The sequence below is a fragment of the Novosphingobium sp. PASSN1 genome, from assembly GCF_002278815.1.
Map to the genome: position 1 here is coordinate 159,115 of NZ_NKIS01000002.1, position 24,581 is coordinate 183,695.

Sequence of the window (24,581 nt, forward strand, 5' to 3'; positions counted from 1 at the left end):
GTCGCGGTGCTCACAGCAAGCCGTCCAGTGCGGCCAGCGCCGCTTCGGTGAGGGTCTCACCCTCGGGAGCGCCGACAAAGGCCTCCGCAATGAACGCATGGAGCATCAGCTTCTTCGCTTCGGCAGGCGGCAGCCCGCGCGATTGCAGGTAAAACAGCCCTTGCGGATCAAGCTCGCCCACCGCGCAGCCATGCGCGCATTTCACGTCGTCGGCGTAGATTTCGAGTTCGGGCCGCGCATTGGCCGTCGCGGTACGCTCAAGCAGCATCGCGCGGATCGATTGCTCGCCGTCCGTGCCGATGGCCCCGCGCGCGACATGGACCTTGCCGAGGTACGTGCCCGTGGCATGGCCGCCGAGCACCGAGCGCACGACCTGCCGGCTGACGGCATCGGGGGCCAGGTGGCGCACCTCGGTCACGATCTCCAGCGTCTGTTCTGCCCCGCCAAGCTGCGCCGCGCCGAAGTGGAACGAAGCGCCCTTGCCCAGCGTCGCCGTCACCGCGATCCGGCCATAGGCGGTGCCTGCATTGAGCACGCGCAAGTCGAAGCTCGCGCCAACTTCCACCGTGATCGCGATTTCGCGCGCTTCGGCCGCATCGGACTGCGCCGTGATGGCCAGCGCCCGGCTTTCACCGGCGGGCACATGGATTTCCTGCACGGCGACCGGCCAAACGCCTTCCAGCGCGGCCAGATCGGCGTAGCGGAAGGCCTCGTCCTTCCGGGTGGGGAGCGCCAGACTAGCCACGGGTCACCTCGCAGCGCACCAGCGGGATCGGCGCTTCGGCAACTTTGGCGCCGTTGCGTTCCAGCACATGCAGCACCATCAGCCGCCCGTCCGGGCTGAGGACATAGTCCGCCGTCAGCGCCACGGCGAAATCATCGTCGCCTTCGCGGACCACGACATGCCGCTCACCCAGCGCGTCCACCGCCTTGACCACGCCCCAGTAATCGCCCTCGGTGTTCATCGAGGCCGTGACGATGCGGCGCGCATATTTGTCGGCGCAGGCGTCCGCAGAGGGTGCCCATTCGCCGAGGAACGACGCGGGCATGACGGCCGGAGGGGCCACCGGAGCTGGGTCCGCAGCCGGTTCGGCAGCCTGCGCCGCTGCCGCAAGGGCGAGCAGCAGGCTCATGCCGCCACGGCCTCGTAGCCTTCGTTTTCGAGCTGCAGCGCCAGTTCCGGCCCGCCGGATTTCACGATCCGTCCGCCCGCCAGCACGTGCACGAAGTCCGGCTTCACGTAATCGAGCAGGCGCTGATAGTGCGTGATCAACAGCACGGCCTTGTCCGGCTTCCTCATGATCGCGTTGATGCCCTCACCGCAGATGCGCAGCGCATCGATATCAAGGCCCGAATCGGTCTCGTCGAGGATCGCCAGCTTGGGCGCAAGAATGCCCATCTGCACCATCTCGGCGCGCTTCTTCTCGCCGCCCGAAAAGCCCACGTTCACCGGGCGCTTGAGCATGTCCATGTCGAAGCGCAGCAGGCCCGCCTGTTCCTTGGCCAGCTTGATGAAGGCGGCGCCCGAAAGCGGCTCCTCCCCATGCACCTTGCGCTGCGCATTCAGCGCCTCACGCAGGAACTGCAGGTTGGAGACGCCGGGAATCTCGACCGGATACTGGAAACCAAGGAACAGCCCCGCCGCCGCGCGCTCGTGTGGTTCGAGGGCAAGCAGGTCCTGCCCGTCGAATAGGGCCGAGCCGCCGGTCACTTCATAGCCCGGACGGCCGCCCAGCGTGTAGCCAAGCGTCGATTTGCCCGCGCCGTTCGGCCCCATGATCGCGTGGATTTCGCCCGCGTTGATGGTGAGCGACAGGCCCTTGAGGATCGGCTTGTCCGCGACGGTGGCGTGAAGATCGTTGATCGTAAGCATCAGTATTCCCGAGGACGGCGCGGCGCAGGGCGGCGGGTTGCAGACCGCTTTGCGCGGCGTTCGGTGTGGAGCGCGCGCATGGCATCGGAGATGCGCTGCGCGGCGGCATCAGGATCGGCGAGCACATGGGCGGCAGCGATGCGCTCCACCCGGTAGCCCACTTCGGCAAGGCTCTTGTCGCGCGCGGCGGTGAAGGCGGCGTCATCGTCACCATCGAGTTCGACCACCAGCATCAGCTGCTTGCAGGCGAAATCGACGATGGCCGAACCGATCACTGCTTGCCGCTTGAAGGTATACCCGCCGGTCTCGACGCGGGTGAGCGCATCGGCCAGCGCTTCCTGCGCGGGGCTGGGATTGCGGCGCATCTCGCGCGAGCGTTCGTGCAGGGCATCGAGCCGCGATTCGGAAATCGCCCAGCCGCGCCCTTTCTTCTGCAGGGTCGGCGCATCGTCCTCGCCAAAGCGCAGGGAAAGCTTGCGTTTGGCCGGGGCCTCAGCCTCGATTGCGGGCAGAACAAACCGCTTGTGCACGCGGTCAACCAGTGTGCCGTCCTTCAGCGCCACGGCATTGGTCACGCCGTAATCTACGAAACCCTGCTTGGCATAAAACGTAAGACCGCCGGTGTTGTCGCCCCGGATCGTCGCGTTGATCGCGCTGAGGCCGAGTTCGGCGGCGCGGCTGGCCGTCGCGGCAAACAGCGCCGAACCGATCCCGCGCTGCGCCGCGCCCAGGCGGGCAAACGTGCCGATATCGCCCACGTCATCCGGCAGGCCGGGGTAGCGCCCCAGCGTCTGAAAGCCGAGCAGCGTGCTGTCCTCGTCCTCTGCCACAAAGCAGCAGTGCACGTTCGGCCCGGTGAGATAAGTCTCCGCCAGCGCCTCAGGCGTGAACGGCTCCTCCAGTGCAGTCGTCCCGCCCGCCGCGATCACCGCGTTGAGCAGGTCTGCCAGCGCCGCTGCATCGTCCGCCGCAACCGGGCGCACCGTCAGGCTCATCACATCACTCACCCGACTGACCCCTCAAGCGAAATGCCCAGCAGCTTCTGCGCTTCCACGGCAAACTCCATCGGCAATTGTTGCAACACCTCACGCGCAAACCCGTTCACGATCAGCGCGATGGCGTCCTCCTGCGCAAGGCCGCGCTGCATCGCGTAGAACAGCTGGTCGTCCGAAATCTTGCTCGTGGTCGCCTCGTGCTCGATTGTCGCGCTGGGATTGCGCACTTCGATATAGGGCACCGTATGCGCGCCGCAGTCCGCACCCAGCAGCAAGCTGTCGCACTGGGTAAAGTTGCGCACGCCTTCGGCCTGCGGGGCCACGCGCACGAGGCCGCGGTAGGTGTTGTTCGAATGCCCGGCGCTGATGCCCTTACTGACGATAGTCGAGCGGGTGTTCTTCCCGTTGTGGATCATCTTGGTGCCGGTATCGGCCTGCTGGTGGTTGTTGGTCACCGCCACCGAATAGAACTCACCCACCGAACCTTCGCCGTTCAGCACGCAGCTGGGATACTTCCATGTGACGGCAGAACCGGTCTCGACCTGCGTCCAAGAAACCTTGCTGCGCGCGCCCTGGCACAGCGCGCGCTTGGTCACGAAATTGTAGATCCCGCCCTTGCCCTCGGCATCGCCCGGATACCAGTTCTGCACGGTGGAGTACTTGATCTCGGCATCATCGAGCGCGACGAGTTCGACCACGGCGGCATGGAGCTGGTTCTCGTCGCGCTGGGGGGCTGTGCAGCCCTCCAGATACGAGACGTATGAGCCCTTGTCGGCCACTATCAGCGTGCGTTCGAACTGCCCGGTGTTTTCCGCATTGATGCGGAAATAGGTCGAAAGCTCCATCGGGCAGCGCACGCCTTCGGGGATGTAGACGAACGTCCCGTCCGAAAAGACCGCGCAGTTCAGGGCCGCAAAGTAGTTGTCGTGCATCGGCACGACCTTGCCCAGCCACTTGCGCACCAGATCGGGGTATTCGCGGATCGCCTCGCTGATCGAGCGGAAGATGACGCCTGCCGCCTCCAGCTCCTTGCGGAAGGTCGTCGCCACCGAAACGCTGTCGAACACCGCATCGACCGCGACCTTGCGCGCGCCTTCGACGCCCGCGAGCACTTTCTGCTCCTCGAGCGGGATGCCGAGCTTTTCATAGATGCGCAGGATTTCCGGATCGACTTCGTCAAGGCTGCCGAGCTTGGGCTTGGCCTTGGGCGCGGCCCAATAATAGGCCGCCTGATAGTCGATCGGCGGGATGTTCAGCTTGGCCCATTCCGGGTTCGGCATCGTCAGCCAATGGCGATAGGCCTTGAGCCGCCATTCGAGCATCCATTCCGGCTCGTCCTTCTTGGCCGAGATATAGCGCACCGTATCTTCGGACAGGCCCTTGGGGCCGTATTCCTGCTCGATATCCGAAGACCAGCCGTGTTCGTAATCCGCGACTCGGGCTGCTGCATCGCGCGCGGCCTGATCCTTCACTTCGATATTGTCGCTCATGCCGTCACCTCTGCGGCCCCAGCCGGTCGCGAAAACTGAGCCGGGCGCGAAAACTGGGTGAGCGGCACGCCCGCGAGCGCGCCGCGCAGCGCGGCATCGACCTGCGGCCAATGCGGGCGCACCGTGCAATCGGCTTCGAGCGTGCAATCGTGGCGGCCATGCTGGCTGCACGGGGCCATCGCGATCGGGCCTTCGACGGCCTCGACAATGTCGGCCAGAGAAATCGCCGCTGCCGGACGCGCCAGCTTGAGCCCGCCGCCCAGCCCGCGTGACGACTTGAGCAAGCCCGCTGCCGAAAGCTTGCTGACCAGCTTCTGCACCGTGGGCACCGGGAGTCCGGTCTCGTCCGCCAGCTGCTGCGCCGATACCCGCACGCCGCCTGCGCCGTGCTGCCCGCAATGGCGCGCGGCGGCGGTCATCGTCACCACAGCATAGTCTGCCATGCTCGAAAGTCGCATTGCGGCTGTTCCCGAAAATAGGTCCGATCTGAAATCGGACTGATCTGTTCCGGTTATCTAGGCACATGGCTCGCCAAGCGCAAGCGCTTGCCGAGCCATGTGCAACCGCGGGCATGCGCAAAACACAAAAAAAGGCGACCGTGCCAAGGCACGGTCGCCATGAAGTCGAGAACTCGGCAGCATTGCTGCACCGAGCCCTTCGGGTCGCATGAGTGTGCTACGGCACCGCCAGCCGGAAGAATTGTACGGATTCGACAAAATCGGTGGCAGACATGCAACAGCCGAGTGAATTCAATGCTTAACCGGCGGTTAACTGACAATCTGGTTACAATTGCGGCTTGGCGGGCATGCCCGAGACGGCAATAGAGCCGCCTTACCGTTACGTTCAACCGCCGCAGGCATCCGCCATAGGCATCCGGCGCCGGGCCGGAGGGAAACCGCCAAGCATGCTCTATTCGATCTGCCGCCCCCTGCTGTTCCGCGTTCCTGCCGAAACAGCGCACCGCCTGACGGTTGCCGGGCTTGCCATCGCCCCGCGTGGCAGCCGCGCCGCGCCGCAGCCGCTGCTGTGCCAGCGAGTCGCGGGGCTGGTGTTCCCCAATCCGGTGGGTATCGCCGCCGGGTTCGACAAGAACGGCGAAGTGCCCGATGCGCTGCTCGGGCTTGGCTTCGGCTTTGTCGAGGCAGGCACCGTCACGCCCCGCCCGCAGGAAGGCAACCCCAAGCCGCGCCTGTTCCGCCTGGTCGAGGACCGGGCCGTCATCAACCGGATGGGGTTCAACAATGCCGGAGCAGAAGTCGTCGCGGCCCGGCTCGCCGCGCGGCAGGCGCGTCCCGGTGTCGTCGGCGCGAACATCGGCGCGAACAAGGATTCATCGAATCGCATCGCCGATTATGCGGCGATGGCCCGGATCATGGCCCCGCTCGCCAGCTATCTCACGGTCAATATCAGTTCGCCCAACACGCCGGGCCTGCGCGCGTTGCAGGATCCCGCCGCGCTGGCCGATCTGCTCGATGCGGTGATCGAGGCGCGCGGCACCCTGCCCACCCGCCTGTTCCTCAAGCTCGCGCCAGATCTCACCAGCACGGATATCGACGCGATCTGCCGGATTGCGCTCGACAAGCGGCTCGATGCGCTGATCGTCACCAACACCACGATCACGCGCCCGCCGCTACGCTCGGCCCACGCAGGCGAAGCGGGCGGCCTTTCAGGCGAACCGCTGCGTCCGCTAGCGCTCCAGATCCTGCGCGATTTCCGCTCGGCCACGGGCGGCGCGATCCCGCTCATAGGGGTGGGCGGAATTGCCAGCGCCGATGATGCCTGGGCGCGCATCCGCGCGGGCGCCAGCCTGATCCAGCTGTATAGCGCCTTGGTCTATGAAGGGCCGGGGCTGGTGCGACGGATTGTCGACGGCCTCGCCCAGCGCGTCAGCGCCGAAGGCATGAGCAGCATTGCAGAGGCCGTCGGCAGCGAATAACGCTGCGTACATGGCTTTCCGCTTTGCTCGCTCGCTCGCGCCTGCCGCGCTTCTCGTTCTGGCTCAGGCCTGTGCGCCGCTACCCAATGCGGCGCAGCCTGCGGCGTCCGAGCTGCCGAAGCCCGCCCTCCCGGCCAGCAAATTAGGGGTCACCACTGCCGCCGACCCCCGCGCCGCCGCTGCCGGCGCCGAAATGCTGCGTCTTGGCGGCTCCGCCACCGATGCCGCGATTGCGATGATGCTCGCGCTCACTGTGGTCGAGCCGCAAAGTTCCGGCATTGGCGGGGGCGGCTTCCTTGTCACCGCCGATTCCGCAGGCACGGTTGAAAGCTTCGACGGGCGTGAAAAGGCACCCGCGGCCGCTTCGCCAGACTGGTTCAAGGTCGATGGCAAAGTGCTTAGCCACAGCGATGCTGTCCCCGGTGGCCGCAGCGTCGGCGTGCCCGGCAACCTGCGCCTGGCCGCCACGGCGCACAAACTGCACGGCAAGCTGCCGTGGCGCGTGCTGTTTGGCCCCGCCATCCGCCTTGCGGGTGACGGCTTCGCGATCACCCCGCGCCTTGCCAGCACGCTTGCCATGGCACCGGAGATTGCCGGGCTTGATCCCGCAGGCCGCGCCTTGTTCTTCGGGGCAGATGGCGCGCCGCTCCCTGCCGGCACCGTGGTGCACAATCCGGCGCTGGCGGAAACCTTCGCCAAAGCCGCTGCCCTTGGCGCAGACAGCTTCTACACTGGCGAAAATGCGCGGGCCATCGCCGCCAAAGTCGGCACCGCTCCGCGCAATCCCGCGCCGATGTCCACCGCAGACATTGCAGCCTACAAGGCGAAATCGCGCGATCCGGTCTGCGGCCGCTACCGTGTCTGGCGCGTGTGCAGCATGGGGCCGCCCTCTGCGGGCGGGATCATCGTGCTGCAGACGCTCGGCGCGCTCGAACGCTTCGATCTGAAGGCGATGGGCCGCACCTCCCCCACCGCGTGGCACCTGATTGCCGAGGCCGAGCGCCTCGCCTTTGCCGACCGCGACGCCTACCTCGCCGATCCCGATTTCGTGCCCGTGCCCACGGCAGGCCTGATCGATCCGGCCTATATCGCGGCCCGCTCTGCGCTGATTTCCGAAACGGCGGCGATCAACACTGCTGCCCCCGGCAAGCCCGCTGGCGCAACCGGCCAGTTTGCCATGGGCGGCCCGGTGCCCGAACACGGCACCACCCACTTCGCTGCAGTCGACCGCTGGGGCAATGCCGCCAGCTACACCTCCACCATCGAGAGCGCATTCGGCTCCGGCCTGATGGTCGGCGGCTACTACCTCAACAACGAACTGACCGACTTCAACCTCGATCCGAACCAGGATGGCAAACCCACGGCCAACCGCGTCGAAGGCGGCAAGCGCCCGCGCAGTTCGATGAGCCCAGTGGTCGTCTATGGTCCTGATGGCCACATCCGCCTCGTTGCCGGTGCGGCAGGCGGATACACCATTCCGCCGCAAGTGATCCGCGTGATCATCGGCACGCTCGACTGGAACTTGCCCGCGCGCGAGGCGATTGCGCAAAGCATCATCATGCCCGCCCCGGGCGGCGTCATCGCGCTAGAGGCTGGTACCCCGCAAGCCGCCCTCGTCCCCGCCTTGCAGGCGCTCGGCCACGCCAAGGTCGTCACGGTGCCGATGCGGCTCAAGGCCAATGCCATCGAATGGATTCGTGATGCGAAAGGCAAGGGCCACTGGGTCGGTGCCGCTGATCCGCGCAGCGAAGGCGCTGCGGCCTCCCCTTAGGATCATATCCATAGACCGCCTTGCCCTTCCGCTATGGCACTCCTAGTTTCCCGTCCAAACCATAAGTTCAACGGGCCAGGGGATCACCGCAACGTGCAGCTTTCCGATTTCGCGTCCTATCCTAACCTCGTCGCCATGTTCCTCGATCGGGCGGAGTTCTTCGGAGATCGTCCTTTCCTCTGGGCCAAGCGCGGAGGGACGTGGCAATCGCAGAGCTGGCGCGAGACGGCGGATCAGGTCTGCCTGCTGGCAGAGGCGCTGCGCGGCCTCGGCCTCAATCCCGGCGACCGGGTGGTGCTCGTGTCCGAAAACCGCCCCGAATGGTGCATTGCCGATCACGCGATCATGGCTGCAGGGCTGGTCACCGTGCCCGCCTATGTCACCAACACCGAGCGCGACCACCTCCACGTCCTTGAAAACTCCGGCGCGCGCGCGGTCATCGTCTCCAACGCCAAGCTGGCCCAGCCGCTACTCGCCGCCTGCCTCAGCGCGCGCGGGGTGGAGCATGTCATCGGCATCGAGCCGCTGCGCCGAATCCAGTCGGAGCGGCTCCACTTTCACGATTGGTCCGCGCACACCAGCGGCGATGCCGCGCAGGCGCGCCTTTCGGTTGCCGCACGCGTTGCCGCCATCGGGCGCGCGGAAACCGCCTGCATCATCTACACCAGCGGCACGGGCGGCGCGCCGCGCGGCGTGTGCCAGCACCACGGCGCGATCCTGTGCAATGTCGATGGCGCGGCGCATGTCGTGGCGGAAGATCTGAGCTGGGACACTTCGGGCCGTGAGGCCGAAGCGTTCCTCTCCTTCCTCCCGCTCAGCCATGCCTACGAGCATTCGGGCGGGCAGTTCCTGCCCATCGGCCTCGGCGCGCAAATCTACTACGCAGAAGGGCTCGAAAAGCTCGCCAGCAATATCGAGGAGACGCGCCCCACGCTGATGGTCGTCGTGCCGCGCCTGTTCGAAGTGCTGCGCGCGCGAATCATGAAACAGGTCGAAAAGCAGGGCAAACTGCCGAACTACCTGATGGCCCGCGCCCTCGCCATCGGCGCGCGCAAGGCGAACGGCGGCGGTGTCGTGCGCCGGATCATCGATGCGCCGATGGACTTCTTCATCGAACGCACGCTGCGCCCCAAGATCCGCCAGCGCTTCGGCGGGCGCCTCAAGGCGCTCGTCTCGGGCGGCGCACCGCTCAATCCCGATGTCGGCCTGTTCTTCGATGCGATGGGCCTCACCATGCTGCAGGGCTATGGCCAAACCGAGGCTGGCCCGGTCATCAGCTGCAACCGCCCCCGCGTCGGCCTGGCGATGGACACGGTCGGCCCGCCGCTGCGCGGGGTCGAGGTGAAGATCGCCGAGGACGGAGAGATTCTCGTGCGCGGCGAACTCGTCATGCACGGCTATTGGCGCAACGATGCCGAAACCCTGCGCGCCATCCCGCAGGACGGGCCGCAAGCCGGCTGGCTCCACACCGGCGACATCGGCCATTTCGATGCCAAGGGCCGCATCAAGATCACCGACCGCAAGAAGGACATGATCGTCAACGACAAGGGCGACAACGTCTCCCCCCAGCGGATTGAAGGGATGCTCACGCTCCAGCCGGAGATCGGGCAGGCGATGGTTTCGGGCGACAAGCGGCCCTACATCGTCGGCCTGATCGTCCCCGATGCCGAATGGGCGGTGGAATGGTCGCGCGCGCAGGGCGAGAAGTTCGATATGGCCGCCCTGCAAGATCTCCCCGCCTTCCGCAGCGCGATCCGCGCGGCGGTGGACCGGGTGAACAAGGACCTCTCGGTGATCGAAAAGGTCCGCCAGATCGCTTTGGCGGACGAACCCTTCACCATCGACAACGAGGAAATGACCCCCTCGATGAAGATCCGCCGCCACAAGATCAAGGAACGCTACGGCGCAAGGATCGACGGACTGTACAAGGGCTGAGCGCACCCTCTTGCACGCCGTCCAAACCGCACTACCCTTGCGCTGATGCTGCCCAATTCCTTCCGCTCCCGGCTCCGCGCCTTTCGCGAAATGCGCGGCGATCCGCCGGACGGAGGGTTCATTGCCGATCTCGAGTTTCTGGAAAATCGCGATCTCGATCTCTCGGTGCGATTGGGCGCGATGCTCGGGTTCAATGCGCTGATGATCACCATCGGCACGCATCCGATCTCAGCTAGCCCCGGCGCGCCGCTTTCGGTCGATGCCGCAACCCAGCCCCTGCTGGTGATCGCCAGCCTGGTCGGGCTCGCGCCGCTCGTGGTCTCCTGCTTCCTCGCGCTGCGGGCCATGCTGCTGGGCGAGGAATTCGACGCCGAGGGACTGGAAGGCGATGCTGCGCTGCGCCAGCGCCTGTTCGCCAGCTTCGTGCACTCCATAGATGCGCAGGCCCGGCACTTGCGCCTCGCCATCCGCTGGACCATCACGGGCGGCGCGCTCACCCTTCTGGTCTGGGCCGCGATTTTGATCGAAAAGATGGTCTGAAGGCCAGTCGCTACAGCGCCCTCATGGCTCCCGCGTTCAACGCGCGCCATCGCCCCGTGTCAGGCGCATCAGCGCTTCGCCCAGCGCGGAGTAATGCGACGAGTCTTGGAACCGATGATGGGCGATCACGTTGGGAAGCAGGCGCTCCAGCGCGTCGGCCATTGCCGGCGGTGCCCATGTGTCACGCGTGCCGTGCCACAGCGTGATGGGATGGCGGACTTCGCCGAGCCAATGCGCCCAAGGCCTGACATAAGCAGCCAGCTCGGCGCGGTAGTTTGCAGTGTCGGCCGCCAGACAATCGCGCAGGATATCGGCAATGATCCTTCGGAAGGCCGGGTCTTTCGCCAGCAGACGGTCGTTCCCTTGTACCGAGGCAAACAGCATGCGGGCCAGCAGGCCCGGCACACCCCGCGCAAGACCCGCTTGCAGGCGCACCAACAGCGACAACCGGTGCGGGCTCTGCAAGGCGGCAGCAAACACGGCCTTGCCTGCCATGTCGTCCAGAAAGCCACCACTCTCGAGCGGCGCAGCTGCGGAGACGAGATGGAGCGAGAGCGGGGCTGCGGGCAAGCCCCGTGCGATTTCCAGCGCGGTGCAGGCTCCCAGCGAAAAGCCCACGAGCCGCACGGGCCCCTGACCGCAAACCTCGCGCACCAGATCGGTCAACACGTCGAGCCGCTCCCGCTGCTCGCCCTGCAAGCGCAGTGCGGAGCGGTCTGGCGCGAGCCAGCCCGTTGTATCAATCGCGGGAAACAGCGTCAGTTCGCGCGGTGATCCGGGCATGCCGTGCAGATAGACGGTCGTCATGCAGAGCGGTCTAGCGAGGCCAGCACATCCGCCCAAACACTATTCCACACGCCCCAGCCTCAAAGATCATGCGCCGGTGGTTTCCCTCGTATGGACCGTCGCGCTGCTTACGGCTCGGCGATGTTGAACGCCCCCGGTAGCGGATCGAGCGCGGCGAGCCATGCCTCGACCGCCGCCCGGTCGCCTTCCACCTTCAGCCCGGCGGCCTCCAGCTGCGCCAGCGGCACCTTCAGGAACAGCAGCCCCAAGAGCAGGCGGCGCGGACCGGTCAGCGTGGCTTGCGGACCGGCGGCCGCGCCCATCCGTGCCAGCATGGCCGTACCGGTCAGCTCCACGCCCGCCATCTCGCCGCGTTCTGGCATCACGAGGTTGATGGCCATGCGCCGCCCCGCCAGCTTCGCCGGATCGAGCCGCGTCGCCACCGAATCGAGCAGCAGCTGCGTCGGCACCGCCGCGATCATGTCCTGGCTCTGGCTGGATGTGGCGGAAGAAATCCGCCCGTTCCTCAGTTCGCTCGCGGCGGCGAGGAACTGGTTGCGCCAGATTGCGCTTTCCGCCTGATAACCCTGCTGTTCGTAGCTGTCGGCCAGCAAGGCCTTCGCCGCCTTGTTGGCAGGATCGGCGAATACCGCCGCGCTCAGCAGTTCGGAGGCCCAGCGGTAATCGCCCGCCTTCATCGCCGCCCGCCCTTGCGCCAGAACTTTCGACGCCCCGCCGATGGCTGCGACCAGCCGCTTCGCCCGCTCTGCCGCCGGCCACGGATTGAGGTTCGCGGGCACTGCATCATACCAGCCGAGGTAGAACTGATAGACTGCCTTCGCGTTGTGATTGTACGTCCCGTAATAGCCGTGGTTGAACCAGTCCGCCGCCAGCGCGGGCGGCTGCACCAGTGCATCGGCAATCTCCGCCGGAGTCTCGCCCCGGTTCATCAGCCGCAGCGTCTGATCGTGGAGCACGCGGTAGTTGTCGCGCTGGCTTGCCAGCATCCGGCTGACTTCCGCCTGCCCGAAGCGCGGCCAGCAATGGCTTGAGATGACCGCATCGCTGCGCCCGCCATAAAGCCGCAGCGCTTCATCGAGATAGCCCGCCCACGCCCGCGTATCGCGCACTTTGGCCCCGCGCGGGGTGAGGATATTGTGCAGCGAACACGTGCTCATCTCCGCCGAAAGCAGCACTTTCGCCCCCGGCAGATAGACGTTGAGCTCGCTCGGCGCCTCGCTGCCCGAAACGATCTGGAACTCCATCGCCACGCCGTCCACGGTCCGCGTCTCGCCGGTGCGGCTGATGGTATCGCTGGGCGCGATCAGCGTGATCGTGCCCGAAGACACGCCAAGCCCGATCCCGCTGCCCATCTGCCCCTGCGCGCCCGGCGCGAGGCCGCCGCCGAACTGGTACTGCGCGCGCCGCCCCATCGCGGAACCTGCCAGGATGTTCTCGCTCGCCGCTTCTTCGATGAACTGCGCCGGGGCGATGACCAGCGCCTTGCCCGCCGCCACGTCCGCCTCGGCCAGCACACCGCGCACCCCGCCAAAGTGATCGGCATGGCTGTGGCTGTAGATCACCGCCGAAACCGGCCGCGCGCCCAGTTGCGCGTTGACCAGCGCCAGCGCCGCCGCCGCGGTTTCCTTCGTCGTCAGCGGATCGACCAGCACCCAGCCGGTCTGGCCCCGGATCACGGTCATGTTCGAAACATCGAACCCGCGCACCTGCCACACCCCGTCCGCCACGGCGAACAGACCATGCTTTTTCAGCAGCCCGACCTCGCGCCACAGCGAAGGATTGACGCTGGCGGGCGCGGGGCCTTGCACCCAATCATAGCCCGCAAGGTTCCACACTGGCTTGCCCGCACCGTCGCGGATCACCGGATCGGCTGCGCTTGCCACAAAGCCCTGCGCGGCAAAGGCGGCATCGCGCCCGTCCTCCTGCGGCAACGCGGCATGGGCAGCCTGCTGCGCGGCGATAGTCGCGGGGCTGGCAGGCTTTGGTGCGAGCAACGGATCGGCAGCAGGAGGAGCGGCCAGCGCCGTTGCGGGCCAGACAGCCGCTGCCACAAGAGCCAAACGCATTGCACGCGCGCCAGAACGCATCGCTACCCCCTCCATTCCTTCTTGTCCGGCCAGACTGTGCGCTCTCGCGCGGCCTGACAAGAGGATAGGGCTACAGAACCCGCCGCAGCGGGCGCGGCTCAGGCCGATTTCACCCGTGCGCCAAAGCGGCCATGCTTGCGGAAACGCACCATCCAGCGATCGAGGAACAGCCCCAGCGGCCGCGCCTGCACGCCCAGCTCGGCCAGGCCCGGCAGCGTGCCGCTGGCCACGTTGCCCTGCCGCAGCAGCACCCACTGGTCGCGGCTCATCGGTGCGCCGGGGAGCCAGCCGGTAAGGGCGACGAACAGCGACGACAGGCCGTCAGACAGTTCAAGGAAGCGCGGCGCGCGGCCCGCAGCCTTGGCGATGCGGCGGTTGAGATCGCCGATGGTGATGACTTCCGGGCCGCCCAGCTCGAACGTCTGGCCAGCGAACCGCGCGGGCGCCGCCAGCGCATTGGCGATGGCATCGGCCACATCATCCACGAACACCGGCTGGAACGGCGAATCCGCGGCGAACACCGGCATGATCGGCGCGCTGGAGATCAGCCCGGCGAACAGATTGATGAAGGCGTCATCCTCGCCAAACACGACCGAAGGGCGCAGCACCGCCGCATCGGGGAAGGCGGCCAGCACCGCTGCCTCACCCGCCGCCTTGCTGCTGGCATAGCCAACCGGAGATGCGGCATCGGCACCAATGGCCGAAACATGGACAAACGCCTTGGCGCCCTTGGCCCGCGCGATCGCCGCAAGCTGCCCGGCGCCCGAACCCTGCACCGCATCGAGCTTGCCCTTGAACGCGCCGACAAGGTTGACCACCGCGTCACACCCGGTGAGCGCCACTTCCAGCGTATGGGGTTTGGTCACGTCGACCGCGACCAGCTGGACCTGGCCGAGCCCGCCGAGCGTCTTCACCCGGTAGCCGCGCTCAGGATGGCGACTGCACACCCGCAGCCGCGCGCCCCGCGCCAGCAGGGCCTGCGCCACATGCGTGCCGATGAAACCGCTGCCGCCCACCAATGCAATGAGCTGCCCATCAAGATCGTGCGCCATATCCTTGCTCATCGTTGCTTCGCCCATGCTGGTTTCGAGCCGCCCTTGCCACACCCGCGCCCTCCACTTCAATGGCTTACCACGCCGTTGCGGCACAAATGCAAACCTGCGGTTGACAAGCAGCCCGGCGGTGCCCTATCGGCCCGCTCCTACCCGGCGAACAGCGCACTTGCTGCTCGCTACCGTGCCCAGATGGCGGAATTGGTAGACGCACCAGCTTCAGGTGCTGGCGCTCGCAAGGGCGTGGAGGTTCGAGTCCTCTTCTGGGCACCATTTTTCCGTGTCAGGGCATCCCGCAAGGGTCGACAAACCGGCGGAAATCTGCCATTTTTAAGCCTCACCAATCCCGGATTGTGCCAAGCGATATCAGGCGATCCGGGGCCATGAGGTGCCACGGCTGGGGCGATATGGCCCCAGGCAAAAATCGATGGCCCCATGCCCCTGGAACTGCCCTCGCTGGTCCTCTCCCGGACCCGTTGAGGAGATTCGACCGTGGCGCTGAAAGAGCTGCAAATCCGGAACATCCGTCCGACCGATAAAGTGACCCAATGCACGGATGAGCGAGGCCTCTATCTGGAGGTCCATCCCAACGGGTCCAAGCTGTGGCGCTACAAGTACCGCTACATGGGCAAGCAGAAGCGGCTGGCCCTTGGCCGCTATCCCGATGTCGGTCTGGCTGAGGCGCGGAAACGCCGTGACGATGCTCGCAGGCAGCTGGAAACCGGAACCGACCCGTTGGCCGAACGCAAGCACGAGAAACTCGTCGCCGTGTTCAAGGCCGCGAATACCTTCGGCGAAATCGCCAAGGAGTATATCGACAAACAGGTGGCGCAGGGTCAGGCCGATACCACCACGCAGAAGGCCAACTGGCTGCTGGAGCAACTGGAGCCCATCGCCGCTCGCCCGGTGGCCGACCTCAAGCCGATCGACGTTCTGGCCGCGCTCAAGCGTATCGAGGCCAAAGGGAAGTATGAAACGGCGCGGCGGTGCCGATCCTTTGCCGGTCGCGTGTTCCGCTATGCCGTCGCTACTGGGCGCGGCGAGAGCGATCCCAGTTCGATCCTGCGTGGCGCGCTGGTTGTACCGAAGGTGAAGCATCACGCGGCGATCCTTGAGCCCAAGCAGATGGGCGAGTTGCTGCGCGCGATTGATGCCTACACCGGCCATGCAATCACCCGCCTCGCCATGCAGGTGTCGCCGCACGTGATGGCGCGCCCCGGCGAACTGCGCATGGCGGAATGGTCCGAGTTCGACCTCCAAAACGCCGTTTGGAAAATCCCTGCCGAGCGCATGAAAATGCGCCGCCCCCACGAAGTTCCCCTTTCGCGGCAGGTGCTGGCCTACTTGGACGAATTGTTCACAATGACCGGGCCGGATGGCTATGTCTTCCCCGCGTTCCACACATCGCGGCGACCGCTCAGCGAGAACACCGTCAATCAGTGCTTCCGGCGCATGGGCTATGCCGTTGGAGCAGTGACCGCACACGGATTGCGGACCACCGCCTCGACCTTGCTCAACGAGAGCGGGAAATGGTCTTCGGATGCCATCGAGCGGTCGCTCGCCCATGCCGACGCCAACAGCATTCGCGGTGTTTACAACCGGGGCCGCTATTGGGAGGAGCGCGTTGCGATGCATCAGTGGTGGAGCGACTACCTCGACGAGATGCGCGCCGCCGCGCCGATCAGCCAACCAGAAAAGATCAGGGCGCGCGCCTAGCGCCTGCCCTGTATCCCGGCGACGCAGCACTCAAAGCGGCGCACTACGAATTCTGGCCGAGCTGATCTTCGCGAAAGCCTATCGGATCGGCGATCCAGCGGTTGACGGACGACTCCCGCCAGCCCGCACCGTGGATGCTGATCTTCACCTGGCACGGGAACGTGCCTTCGGCGATCTTGCGGTAAAGGGTGGAACGGGACAGGCCGGTGCGGGCGAGCACGGTCTTGATACGGATGATTTTTTCAAGGTTGGACATTGGACGCTCTTCCATTCTCTGACAGTCGTTGGCACCCCCTTGGATGCAAGAATTGACGGTCGGAAACATGGGTGCAAGCGCGATATTGCAACCTCCAGCTTCCAATGCGGTCCGGATGCAATGACAGTGAGACGGCTGGAGAAGTATACGGACGGCTAGAGATGAAAACGGACGCCCACATGGGGCGGTCAATTGCGGTTCGAAATTTTGGTCTGCCGCTAAGGGTGTTACCAATGGGCCGCGATCACTGCCATGATTGGCGTAGATGTCCGCCGAAAGTGGCGGTTTTTGCGGGCGAATCGCGCGCTTTCTAACTGCGGGTAGCCGTGCCAGTGTCCTCCTGTTTGCACAGAGAGAGGCTTGCTCGGCCATGACACAAACTTAGTGAAGCTTGCCGACGGTTTATAATTGCACGGAAATGCTAAGTTTGACTTAGTGAAATTGCAGAATTGCAAACTAGACGCTAGTTTGAAAATATGCCAAAATGCTAAGCATGGCTACGCGTTCTGATGGAAAACTAAACCGGCTCCAGCAGGAACTCCCCGACGGTCTCCTAGCCGATGCTGGCTGGCTAGAAGCCCACGGGTATTCATCGGCGCTCCGTAGCCAGTATGTTCGTGCTGGCTGGCTCGAAAGCCCGGCGCGGCGAGTTTATCGCCGTTCGCGCACGCCGCTGACTTGGCAACAGGTGGTCGTCTCTCTCCAGACATTGCTGGAATTGCCCTTGGCCGTTGGCGGGCGCACCGCGCTCGAACAACTAGGTTATGCGCATTACCTGTCGGCTGAAATGCAAGAGGTACATCTCTACGGGCCGAAGCGAGTGCCGACATGGATGGGCGATCTGCCGCTCGAAGTTACCTTCCACTGGCATAACAGCCTGCGCCTGTTTCCCGGCGATGCCGATGCACCGCCAGAGCCGAGTCCTGTCATAGTCAGCGCCGCAGGAATGCACTTGCCGATCCGATATTCGAGCAAGGAGCGCGCCGTGCTGGAGCTGCTGGACGAGTTGCCCGATCGTGAGAGCTTCCACCAGGTTGACGCACTGATGGAGGGCCTGAGCGACCTCAGTCCGCGCCGCCTGCAAACCCTGTTGGAATCGTGCGCCAGCGTGAAGGTGAAGCGGCTGTTCCTGTTCTTTGCCGACCGCCACCGTCATACTTGGCGGTCCCGGCTCGACGTGTCACGCGTTGATCTGGGATCGGGCAAGCGCGTCCTTGCCAAAGGCGGCAAGCTCGACCCCACTTACCAGATAACCGTACCTTCCGATCTGGGAGGGCAGTGAACTCATGGCCTTTCTCGACATCTATCGGCAGCAGGTCGCACTTCTCATTCGCACCATTCCTTTCGTGGCGAAGGAAACGGCATTCGCGCTCAAGGGCGGCACAGCCATCAACCTGTTCGTGCGCGACATGCCGCGCCTGTCTGTGGACATCGACCTGACATACCTGCCAGTCGAGGATCGCACCAATTCACTTGCCGCAATCAACGCAGCCATGCTGCGAATCGCGGAACGGATCGAGGCCGGAATCCCTGGCGCGAAGGTCAATCCATCCCGCTCGGCAGACGAGAAAGTCGTCACCAAGTTGATCGTGCGGGCTGGGGACGTGCAGATCAAAATCGAAATTACGCCCGTGCTGCGCGGAACGGTTTACGATCCTGCGGTGACAGCTGTCGTGCCAGTCGTGGAAGACGAGTTCGGCTTTGCTGAAATGCAGGTCGTGTCCTTCGCCGACCTCTATGCAGGCAAGATCGTGGCAGCGCTCGACCGCCAGCATCCGCGCGATCTTTTCGACGTTCGAGACCTGTTGGCGCACGAAGGTATCAGCAATGAACTGCGGCGCGCATTCCTTGTCTATCTCATCAGCCACAACCGCCCGATGGCCGAGGTCCTGGCGCCAACCCGCAAGCCACTGGCGGACGAATTTGCACGGGGGTTTGCGGGCATGACGCAGGAACCTGTTGCGCTTGCCGATCTTGAAACGGCACGTGAGGAAATCATCGCAGCGATGGTCACGGACATGCCCGATGCGCATCGGCATTTCCTTCTAGGTTTTAAGCGCGGCGAGCCGAACTGGGAGCTTCTCGGTGTACCGGAAGCCCAGCTCTTGCCTGCGATCCTTTGGAAGCAACGAAATCTGGACCGGCTCATTGCCAATCGGCGGCGTGAACTGGCCGATGTGCTGGAGAAAGTTCTGTTTATGTAACTAGCTACGCGGGGCCGATGTTCCGGATGGCGTGAGTCTTGGAATTGGAGGGCGCGGTGCGAATTGTCTTCAGTCGAAAGGGGTTCGACACTGGTTCCGGTGGCACCGCTTCGCCGATCATCGGCGGCAAGCCGATCAGCCTACCGATTCCCACCAGCCGCCGGTCGATAACAACCTATGACCATCTCGGATTTGGCGAGATTGTCGAGCGCGTTACACGGGGCAGGATTGCGCGAGATCACCTTTGCCACGAAGACCCCATGTTCACACGCGGCCAATGCATGTTCGGCCAGACTGGTGCGGCTCAATCGCACCTCCAGAACCAGGGCGTTGGCATTGGCGATGTATTTCTGTTTTTCGGCTTGTTCTCCGACGAGCGCACTGGCGACCGCCACCACCGCATTTTTGGCTACCTCCAAGTGGCGGACATGATTTCGCCCGCTGTTAGCGAGCTTGGACCATTGGACAGACCACATCCCCACACGCTGGGCGAATGGAACGACAACAATACTGTCTATCGCGGCCCTGGCGCAGTGGCGACCAAGGATCATGAAGAGTTGCGCTTGACCCAGCCAGGCGGTCCTCTGCGCCATTGGATTGTACCCAGTTGGCTTCGGCCAATTGGCCTGTCTTTCCATGGCAAGCCAGAGCGCTGGTTGGCCGACGACCGACTTGAGATCGTGGCGCGCGGCCAGGAATTCGTCGCAAACATCGGCGATGAATTGCCTGCTCGCGAGTGGCTGCATCGGACCATCGAGACAATCCGATCATGACAAGAATACTGCGCTACATTTTACAGCACGATACCGGAATGGCACCGTGCATCGACCATGGGCTGGTGTCGCTGGCAACATGCAAACCGAAGATCAGGGCAAGCGCGAAGCCAGGCGAATGGGTAGTCGGCTTTCGCCCAAGTCTTGCCCAGCGCGGCCTCGCCGTTTGGGCCGGCCAAGTCGCCGAATGCATCAACGTCGGCGAGTACGAACGCCTGCATAGCTGCAAGCGGCGAGGGGGTCGCGCCGACGCTGTATATCGGGAACTGCCGAGCGGGGGATTTAAGCGACTGCGACCGCAGTACCACCCCGGTCCAGATGAGTTTCGAAAGGACACCACCGCCCCCGTTCTGATCTTCGATCAGAAGGCAACTTGGTATTTTGGGTCTGAGCCGCAAATGTTGCCCGAACATCTTCTGCACATCGCCGCCGGCGGCAGAGGTCACCGCGTCAGCGGCACCCTCGAAGATGACGCCCTCGCGCTGCAAACGTGGCTCGCCGGTATTGCGCCGCCCGGTGTGCATCATTCGCCGCGCAATAGTGCTCCCACGAAGAAGCACCGCTGTTAGCGGTCCGCCTGATCGGGCTTGGCTTCCATCTCAAACGCCCGCTTGCCCTTGCGCCGCAGAAGCGCGAGCGCCTGCTCCCGTTCGTCGCCGCGCAACTTGGCCGCTATGGTAAGGAACGCGCCGTAGAGTGTTGCGCGATCATCGTCGGTGAGTTCGACCAGTCCGGCCTTCACGACCAGGCCGCCAAGTTCGATGAGTTGCCGCGTGCGATCGCGGCGCTTCACTTGCCATTCGCGCATGTCGGTCCTTGCCTTTCGTGCCTCAAGCCGATGCCGCGCCGCCGTCAAACGGCAGAGTGCCATCCGGCTGGCGCTCAGGTCCTTCGCCACGCTTGCGGGCCTTGCTTTGAAAGAAGGCCGCACCGCGCTTGCGCCACGCCTCCTTCCTTTGGGGTTCGTTGTTTTCCGCAATGACCAGCAATGCTCCGGCCAGCGTTTCCGCATCGGTCGCGTCGGCTCCGGTGGCGATGACCAATTCGCCAAGCTGCCGCACGCGGCGTTCCTTGAGTTGCTTTGCCTTGTCGGCAAGCGCCTTCAGCTCCGAACCAAAGTCACGAGGTTTGCGCATCGAAGTTCTCCCTTGAGAGGTGATGCGCCCATGATAATATCGAGTGGCCTTCATTGCTTCAGAGTCGTTGAGACATACTGATACAGCATAGTCCCGAGCGAGAAATTTTCGAGGGAGGGCGCGCTTATACGTCGTGCCGACGTGGCGCTCATGGCGTAGATGGATTGCCGTTATGGCGATCTTCCACCTCTCCGTTAAAGTCATCAGCCGTTCGAGCGGGCGCAGCGCTGTGGCGGCAGCGGCCTATCGCGGGGGCGAGCGGCTGCACGACGAACGGCTCGACCGCGACCATGACTTCACCAACAAGGACGGCGTCGTCCACTCCGAAGTGCTCTTGCCGGAAGGCGCACCAGAGGAGTTTGCCGACCGCGAAAAGCTTTGGAACGCGGTCGAGGCCGCCGAGAAGCGCAAGGACGCGCAGCTTGCGCGCGAGGTAGAGTTCGCGCTTCCTCGAGAGCTAACCAAGGCACAAGCGATCGAGCTGGCGCGGGAGTTTGCCGAAGTCGAGTTCGTCGAGAAGGGCATGATCGCCGATCTCAATGTCCATTGGGATATCGGCAAGGACGGCAAGGCCAAGCCCCACGCCCATGTCATGCTCACCATGCGCGAGGTCGGCAAAGACGGGTTCAGCGCGAAGGTGCGCGAGTGGAACAAGGCTGAGTTGGTCGAGCAATGGCGCGAGCGCTGGGCCGATCACGTCAATCAGCGTCTGGCCGAACTCGACATCGACGCGCGGATCGATCACCGCAGCCTGGAGGCGCAGGGCATTGCGCTGGAGCCGCAGGACAAGATCGGCCCCGCCGCATCGCGCATGGGCGTGCGCGGACTTGAGGCTGAACGGATCGAGGAACACCGCGCCGTCGCGCAGCGCAATGGCGAGCGGATCATCGCCAATCCGAACGTCGCGCTTGATGCGATCACCCACAGCCAAGCGACGTTCACGAAGCGCGACCTTGCCATGTTCGTGCATCGGCACAGCGACGGGAAGGAGCAGTTCGATGCGGCGATGAGCGCGATGCGCGGATCGTCCGACTTGATCGCATTGGGCAAGGATGGTCGCGGCGAAGAGCGGTTCACATCGCGGCAGATGATCGAGACCGAGCAGCGGCTTGGGCGCGCCTCGGAATCGATGGCCGAGCGCGAGCGGCATGGAGTCGATCCGCAAGACAGAAAGGGAGCGCTGGCGCGAGCGGCGGAACGCGGGTTGGTCCTGTCCGGCGAGCAGCGCGCGGCGTTCGAGCACGTGACCAATAGTCGCGGCCTCAGTGTCGTGGTTGGCTATGCCGGGACGGGCAAGAGCGCGATGCTGGGCATTGCGCGCGATGCTTGGGAGAGCGCGGGCTATACCGTTCACGGCGCGGCGCTGTCCGGCATTGCAGCCGAGGGCTTGGAGCACGGTTCGGGCATTGCATCGCGCACGATCGCTAGCCTTGAACATCAGTGGGGCCAGGGCCGCGAACAGCTTACTTCGCGCGACGTCCTCGTCATCGACGAAGCGGGCATGGTCGGTACGCGCCAGATGGAGCGCGTGCTGTCCCATGCCGCAAGTGCAGGCGCGAAAGTGGTGCTGGTCGGCGATCCGCAACAGCTTCAGGCCATCGAAGCTGGAGCGGCATTCCGCGCGATCCACGAACGGCACGGCGGCGTTGAAATCAGCGAGGTCCGCCGTCAGCACGAGGGCTGGCAGCAGGACGCCACACGGCATCTTGCGACCGCGCGCACTGGTCTTGCCCTTCAGGCCTATGGCGAGCGCGATCTGGTCCATTCTGCCGACACGCGGGAAGCGGCGCGGGGCGAATTGATCGAGCGCTGGGATCACGATCGGCAGGCCAGCCCCGGCGATACCCGGATCATCCTCACCCACACCAACAACGAAGTGCGCGAACTCAATGACGCGGCGCGCGGACGACTGCGTGCGAGCGGCGAGTTGGGCAACGACGTGACCATCCGCACCGAGCGCGGCGAGCGTGAGTTTGCCAGCGGCGACCGCATCATGTTCCTGCGCAACGAGCGCGGGCTTGGGGTCAAGAACGGTACACTCGGCACCATCGAGCAGGTGACGCCGCAGCGCATGGCGGTGCGCACCAACGATGGCCGCAGCGTTGCGTTCGGCACCAAGGACTATGCCCACATTGATCATGGCTATGCCGCCACGATCCACAAGGCGCAGGGCATGACGGTGGACCGCACCCATGTGCTTGCTACGCCAGGCATGGACAGCCACGGTGCTTACGTCGCGCTGTCCCGCCACCGTGACGGCATGGCGCTGCACTATGGCCGCGATGACTTCGCCGATCAGTCAAAGCTTGTCCGCACGCTGAGCCGCGAGCGCGGCAAAGACATGGCCAGCGATTACAAGCCCGAACAGCAGTTTGCCGAGCGGCGCGGGATCACCTTCCGCGAGCGCATTGTCGAAATCGCACGGCAGTTGCCGGAGCGGGCGAAGTCGATCTTTGCGGGTTTCCGTCCCCAGGTACAAAAGCTCGAAGCGCTGCCGATCGAAAAGACCGAGCTGTCTGATCAACGCCGTGTCGTCGAACGCTACGCGCGCGCCGCCACCGACATCGGGCAGATGCGCGAACAGGGACTGCCGATCCTGCCCCACCAGCGCGAGGCGCTGGAGAAGGCCGCGAAGGCGCTCGACGCGATCCGACCCAATGCCGCAGCCGACCTTGCCAGCGCCCTGCAGCGCCAGCCAGAACTGGCCCGTGAGGCTGTCGATGGCCACAGCCAAGGCGCAGTCCGCGCCATGCAGGTTGAGGCTGCAATCCGCACCGATCCCGCGCAGCGTGCCGATCGCTTTGTGAGCGACTGGCAGCGGCTCGGGCAGGCGCGCACGGTCATGCAGCAGGACGGCGACACGAAGGGCGCGCGGGAAGTGTCCAGTCGCATGACTGACATGGCGAAGGGCCTGGAGCGGGACGCACAGGTCGAATCCCTGCTGCACGGTCGGACCCGCGAGCTTGGCGTCAAACCAGAACTCGGTCGCGATCTGGTCCGCGACCTTGAGGCTTCCGTGTCGATGGCACGGAGCCGGTCAATTGAAATGGGCTTGTAGGAGAAACGAAATGGACAATGCCGATCCCGAACACGTGGAACTTGAACTGGATCTCGAGCCGGAACCCGATCGTCCTGTCACACAGGCCGCAGGCGATCCCGCCGCTGAGGCTTTTGCGCGCCTTGAAGGCGAACTGGCCCTGATGCGCCGCGCCGTTCAGCACCTCGCCGCCGAGCGCGCGGATATCGTGATACCCGACTATCGAGCCACGCTGACTGATACGGTCAAATGGTTGGGCGAGATCGACAAGTCCGTGAAGAACATGGCAGAACATCCGGCCATGCAGATGACGCCCGACAGCATAGGCAACCGGATCGCAGCAGTTGCCGAATCGGCACGCCGGACCGAACAGGACCGGATCAGCCAGGCCCGGAATGATTTGCATCATGCCGCCCAAGCGTTGCGCAGTGTCACCGAGCATGCGCGCACCGTCGCCGATCAGCGCCAGCAACTTTTCAAAGTTGCTGGCGGAGCACTGCTTGCAGGTATCCTGCTATGGTCTTTTCTCCCTGGAACCATTGCCCGCAGCATGCCCGAAAGCTGGCTTTGGCCGGAGCGTATGGCGGCGCGTCTCATGGGCGCGCCAACGGTGCTGGAGGCGGGCATTAGGTTGATCCGGTCTCAAAATCCGGAGGCTTGGGCTGCGATGCTCGACACGGAGCGGCTGGAGCGCGAAAATCGTGAAGTCCTCACACGTTGTAGAGCCAAGGCTGCCAAGGACCGCCATGCCGTCGATTGCTCGTTAAGAGTAGGCGCTTAGGAAGCCCCGAGTCGGCTTGAGGTAGATTGAAATCATGCATCGCTCGCCACCTGCTGCGGCTCGCATGGAGGTGGAAGGAAGGCAGCTTCCGAGATGCAAAGGCCGATAGCCGCCGTTCCAGTTGTTCGATTCCAGCGTCAGCAACTCGTTCCATCCCGGTTGTTGGAGCAGATACACAATCCAGCCCAAAGC

At 64.6% G+C, this 24,581-nt stretch carries 23 protein-coding genes and 1 tRNA gene; 12 read left to right on the forward strand and 12 right to left on the reverse strand.

Annotated features, from left to right (window positions below):
- Positions 1–10 precede the first annotated feature (10 nt).
- The 6 genes from CFE35_RS03690 to CFE35_RS03715 are packed head-to-tail and all read right to left on the reverse strand — an operon-like array spanning position 11 to position 4,816.
- A complete protein-coding gene (locus CFE35_RS03690; protein ID WP_292928076.1) occupies positions 11–745 on the reverse strand; it encodes a SufD family Fe-S cluster assembly protein in 735 nt (244 codons plus the stop codon).
- Positions 738–1,133, reverse strand: coding sequence for a hypothetical protein (locus CFE35_RS03695; protein ID WP_292928078.1), 396 nt, complete (start codon positions 1,131–1,133; stop codon positions 738–740). The genes CFE35_RS03690 and CFE35_RS03695 overlap by 8 nt, the downstream gene beginning before the upstream one ends.
- Positions 1,130–1,873: a Fe-S cluster assembly ATPase SufC gene (gene sufC, locus CFE35_RS03700; protein WP_292928080.1), complete on the reverse strand. Its 744-nt coding sequence runs from the start codon at positions 1,871–1,873 to the stop codon at positions 1,130–1,132. Before sufC ends, CFE35_RS03695 begins: the two co-directional genes overlap by 4 nt.
- Positions 1,873–2,880 carry a GNAT family N-acetyltransferase gene (locus CFE35_RS03705; RefSeq protein ID WP_292928082.1) on the reverse strand — a complete coding sequence of 336 codons (1,008 nt, stop codon included), beginning with the start codon at positions 2,878–2,880 and terminating at the stop codon, positions 1,873–1,875. Before CFE35_RS03705 ends, sufC begins: the two co-directional genes overlap by 1 nt.
- A complete protein-coding gene (gene sufB, locus CFE35_RS03710) occupies positions 2,877–4,358 on the reverse strand; it encodes a Fe-S cluster assembly protein SufB (RefSeq protein ID WP_292928084.1) in 1,482 nt (493 codons plus the stop codon). Before sufB ends, CFE35_RS03705 begins: the two co-directional genes overlap by 4 nt.
- Positions 4,355–4,816 (reverse strand): Rrf2 family transcriptional regulator, encoded by a 462-nt coding sequence (locus CFE35_RS03715; RefSeq protein ID WP_292928086.1) that lies wholly within the window; start codon positions 4,814–4,816, stop codon positions 4,355–4,357. Before CFE35_RS03715 ends, sufB begins: the two co-directional genes overlap by 4 nt.
- Before the next feature lie 446 nt (positions 4,817–5,262).
- Between CFE35_RS03715 and CFE35_RS03720 the strand changes: the two genes are divergently transcribed.
- From CFE35_RS03720 to CFE35_RS03735, 4 genes are all read left to right on the forward strand, one after another.
- On the forward strand, positions 5,263–6,294 hold the full coding sequence (locus CFE35_RS03720; protein ID WP_292928088.1) for a quinone-dependent dihydroorotate dehydrogenase: 1,032 nt from the start codon (positions 5,263–5,265) through the stop codon (positions 6,292–6,294).
- Between the two features lie 10 nt (positions 6,295–6,304).
- Positions 6,305–8,065 (forward strand): gamma-glutamyltransferase, encoded by a 1,761-nt coding sequence (gene ggt, locus CFE35_RS03725; RefSeq protein WP_292928090.1) that lies wholly within the window; start codon positions 6,305–6,307, stop codon positions 8,063–8,065.
- 135 nt (positions 8,066–8,200) lie between these two features.
- Positions 8,201–10,000, forward strand: a complete 1,800-nt coding sequence (locus CFE35_RS03730; RefSeq protein WP_292928849.1) for a long-chain fatty acid--CoA ligase — start codon at positions 8,201–8,203, stop codon at positions 9,998–10,000.
- A 45-nt stretch (positions 10,001–10,045) separates the two neighbouring features.
- A complete protein-coding gene (locus CFE35_RS03735; RefSeq protein ID WP_292928092.1) occupies positions 10,046–10,540 on the forward strand; it encodes a hypothetical protein in 495 nt (164 codons plus the stop codon).
- A 36-nt stretch (positions 10,541–10,576) separates the two neighbouring features.
- On the opposite strand, the gene CFE35_RS03740 is transcribed toward CFE35_RS03735, so the two are convergent.
- The 3 genes from CFE35_RS03740 to CFE35_RS03750 form a co-directional block, all read right to left on the reverse strand.
- Entirely contained in the window at positions 10,577–11,347 is a 771-nt protein-coding gene (locus CFE35_RS03740; protein WP_292928094.1) for an alpha/beta fold hydrolase, read from the reverse strand.
- Positions 11,348–11,454: 107 nt separating this feature from the next.
- A complete protein-coding gene (locus CFE35_RS03745; RefSeq protein WP_292928096.1) occupies positions 11,455–13,413 on the reverse strand; it encodes an alkyl sulfatase dimerization domain-containing protein in 1,959 nt (652 codons plus the stop codon).
- 119 nt (positions 13,414–13,532) lie between these two features.
- Positions 13,533–14,498, reverse strand: a complete 966-nt coding sequence (locus CFE35_RS03750; protein WP_292928098.1) for a complex I NDUFA9 subunit family protein — start codon at positions 14,496–14,498, stop codon at positions 13,533–13,535.
- Positions 14,499–14,672: 174 nt separating this feature from the next.
- On the opposite strand from CFE35_RS03750, the gene CFE35_RS03755 reads away from it, so the two are divergent.
- Positions 14,673–14,759 (forward strand) — tRNA-Leu (locus CFE35_RS03755).
- A gap of 219 nt (positions 14,760–14,978) precedes the next feature.
- Positions 14,979–16,202 (forward strand): integrase arm-type DNA-binding domain-containing protein, encoded by a 1,224-nt coding sequence (locus CFE35_RS03760; RefSeq protein WP_292928100.1) that lies wholly within the window; start codon positions 14,979–14,981, stop codon positions 16,200–16,202.
- A 43-nt stretch (positions 16,203–16,245) separates the two neighbouring features.
- Here CFE35_RS03760 and CFE35_RS03765 read toward each other — a convergent pair whose 3' ends face one another.
- On the reverse strand, positions 16,246–16,458 hold the full coding sequence (locus tag CFE35_RS03765) for an AlpA family phage regulatory protein (protein WP_292928102.1): 213 nt from the start codon (positions 16,456–16,458) through the stop codon (positions 16,246–16,248).
- A 493-nt stretch (positions 16,459–16,951) separates the two neighbouring features.
- Here CFE35_RS03765 and CFE35_RS03770 point away from each other — a divergent pair, with 493 nt between their 5' ends.
- Genes CFE35_RS03770 through CFE35_RS22515 form a run of 4 tightly spaced genes read left to right on the forward strand, consistent with a single transcriptional unit; the run spans position 16,952 to position 20,004 of the window.
- Positions 16,952–17,740: a type IV toxin-antitoxin system AbiEi family antitoxin gene (locus CFE35_RS03770; RefSeq protein ID WP_292928104.1), complete on the forward strand. Its 789-nt coding sequence runs from the start codon at positions 16,952–16,954 to the stop codon at positions 17,738–17,740.
- A 4-nt stretch (positions 17,741–17,744) separates the two neighbouring features.
- Positions 17,745–18,662: a nucleotidyl transferase AbiEii/AbiGii toxin family protein gene (locus CFE35_RS03775; protein ID WP_292928106.1), complete on the forward strand. Its 918-nt coding sequence runs from the start codon at positions 17,745–17,747 to the stop codon at positions 18,660–18,662.
- Between the two features lie 38 nt (positions 18,663–18,700).
- Positions 18,701–19,435, forward strand: a complete 735-nt coding sequence (locus tag CFE35_RS03780; RefSeq protein WP_292928107.1) for a hypothetical protein — start codon at positions 18,701–18,703, stop codon at positions 19,433–19,435.
- A 38-nt stretch (positions 19,436–19,473) separates the two neighbouring features.
- Positions 19,474–20,004 carry a hypothetical protein gene (locus CFE35_RS22515; protein ID WP_366557117.1) on the forward strand — a complete coding sequence of 177 codons (531 nt, stop codon included), beginning with the start codon at positions 19,474–19,476 and terminating at the stop codon, positions 20,002–20,004.
- On the opposite strand, the gene CFE35_RS03790 is transcribed toward CFE35_RS22515, so the two are convergent.
- The gene (locus CFE35_RS03790; protein WP_292928111.1) at positions 20,001–20,243 is read right to left on the reverse strand and encodes a conjugal transfer protein TraD; all 243 of its coding nucleotides are present in this window, start codon (positions 20,241–20,243) and stop codon (positions 20,001–20,003) included. The two genes, CFE35_RS22515 and CFE35_RS03790, sit on opposite strands and share 4 nt — an antisense overlap.
- 22 nt (positions 20,244–20,265) lie before the next feature.
- The gene (locus tag CFE35_RS03795) at positions 20,266–20,571 is read right to left on the reverse strand and encodes a conjugal transfer protein TraD (protein WP_292928113.1); all 306 of its coding nucleotides are present in this window, start codon (positions 20,569–20,571) and stop codon (positions 20,266–20,268) included.
- A 172-nt stretch (positions 20,572–20,743) separates the two neighbouring features.
- On the opposite strand from CFE35_RS03795, the gene traA reads away from it, so the two are divergent.
- Together traA and CFE35_RS03805 are read left to right on the forward strand one after the other, a co-directional pair.
- Positions 20,744–23,629 carry a Ti-type conjugative transfer relaxase TraA gene (traA, locus tag CFE35_RS03800; RefSeq protein ID WP_292928115.1) on the forward strand — a complete coding sequence of 962 codons (2,886 nt, stop codon included), beginning with the start codon at positions 20,744–20,746 and terminating at the stop codon, positions 23,627–23,629.
- Positions 23,630–23,639: 10 nt separating this feature from the next.
- Complete coding sequence (locus CFE35_RS03805) at positions 23,640–24,389, forward strand: DUF6118 family protein (protein ID WP_292928117.1); 750 nt, start codon at positions 23,640–23,642, stop codon at positions 24,387–24,389.
- Positions 24,390–24,581 lie beyond the last annotated feature (192 nt).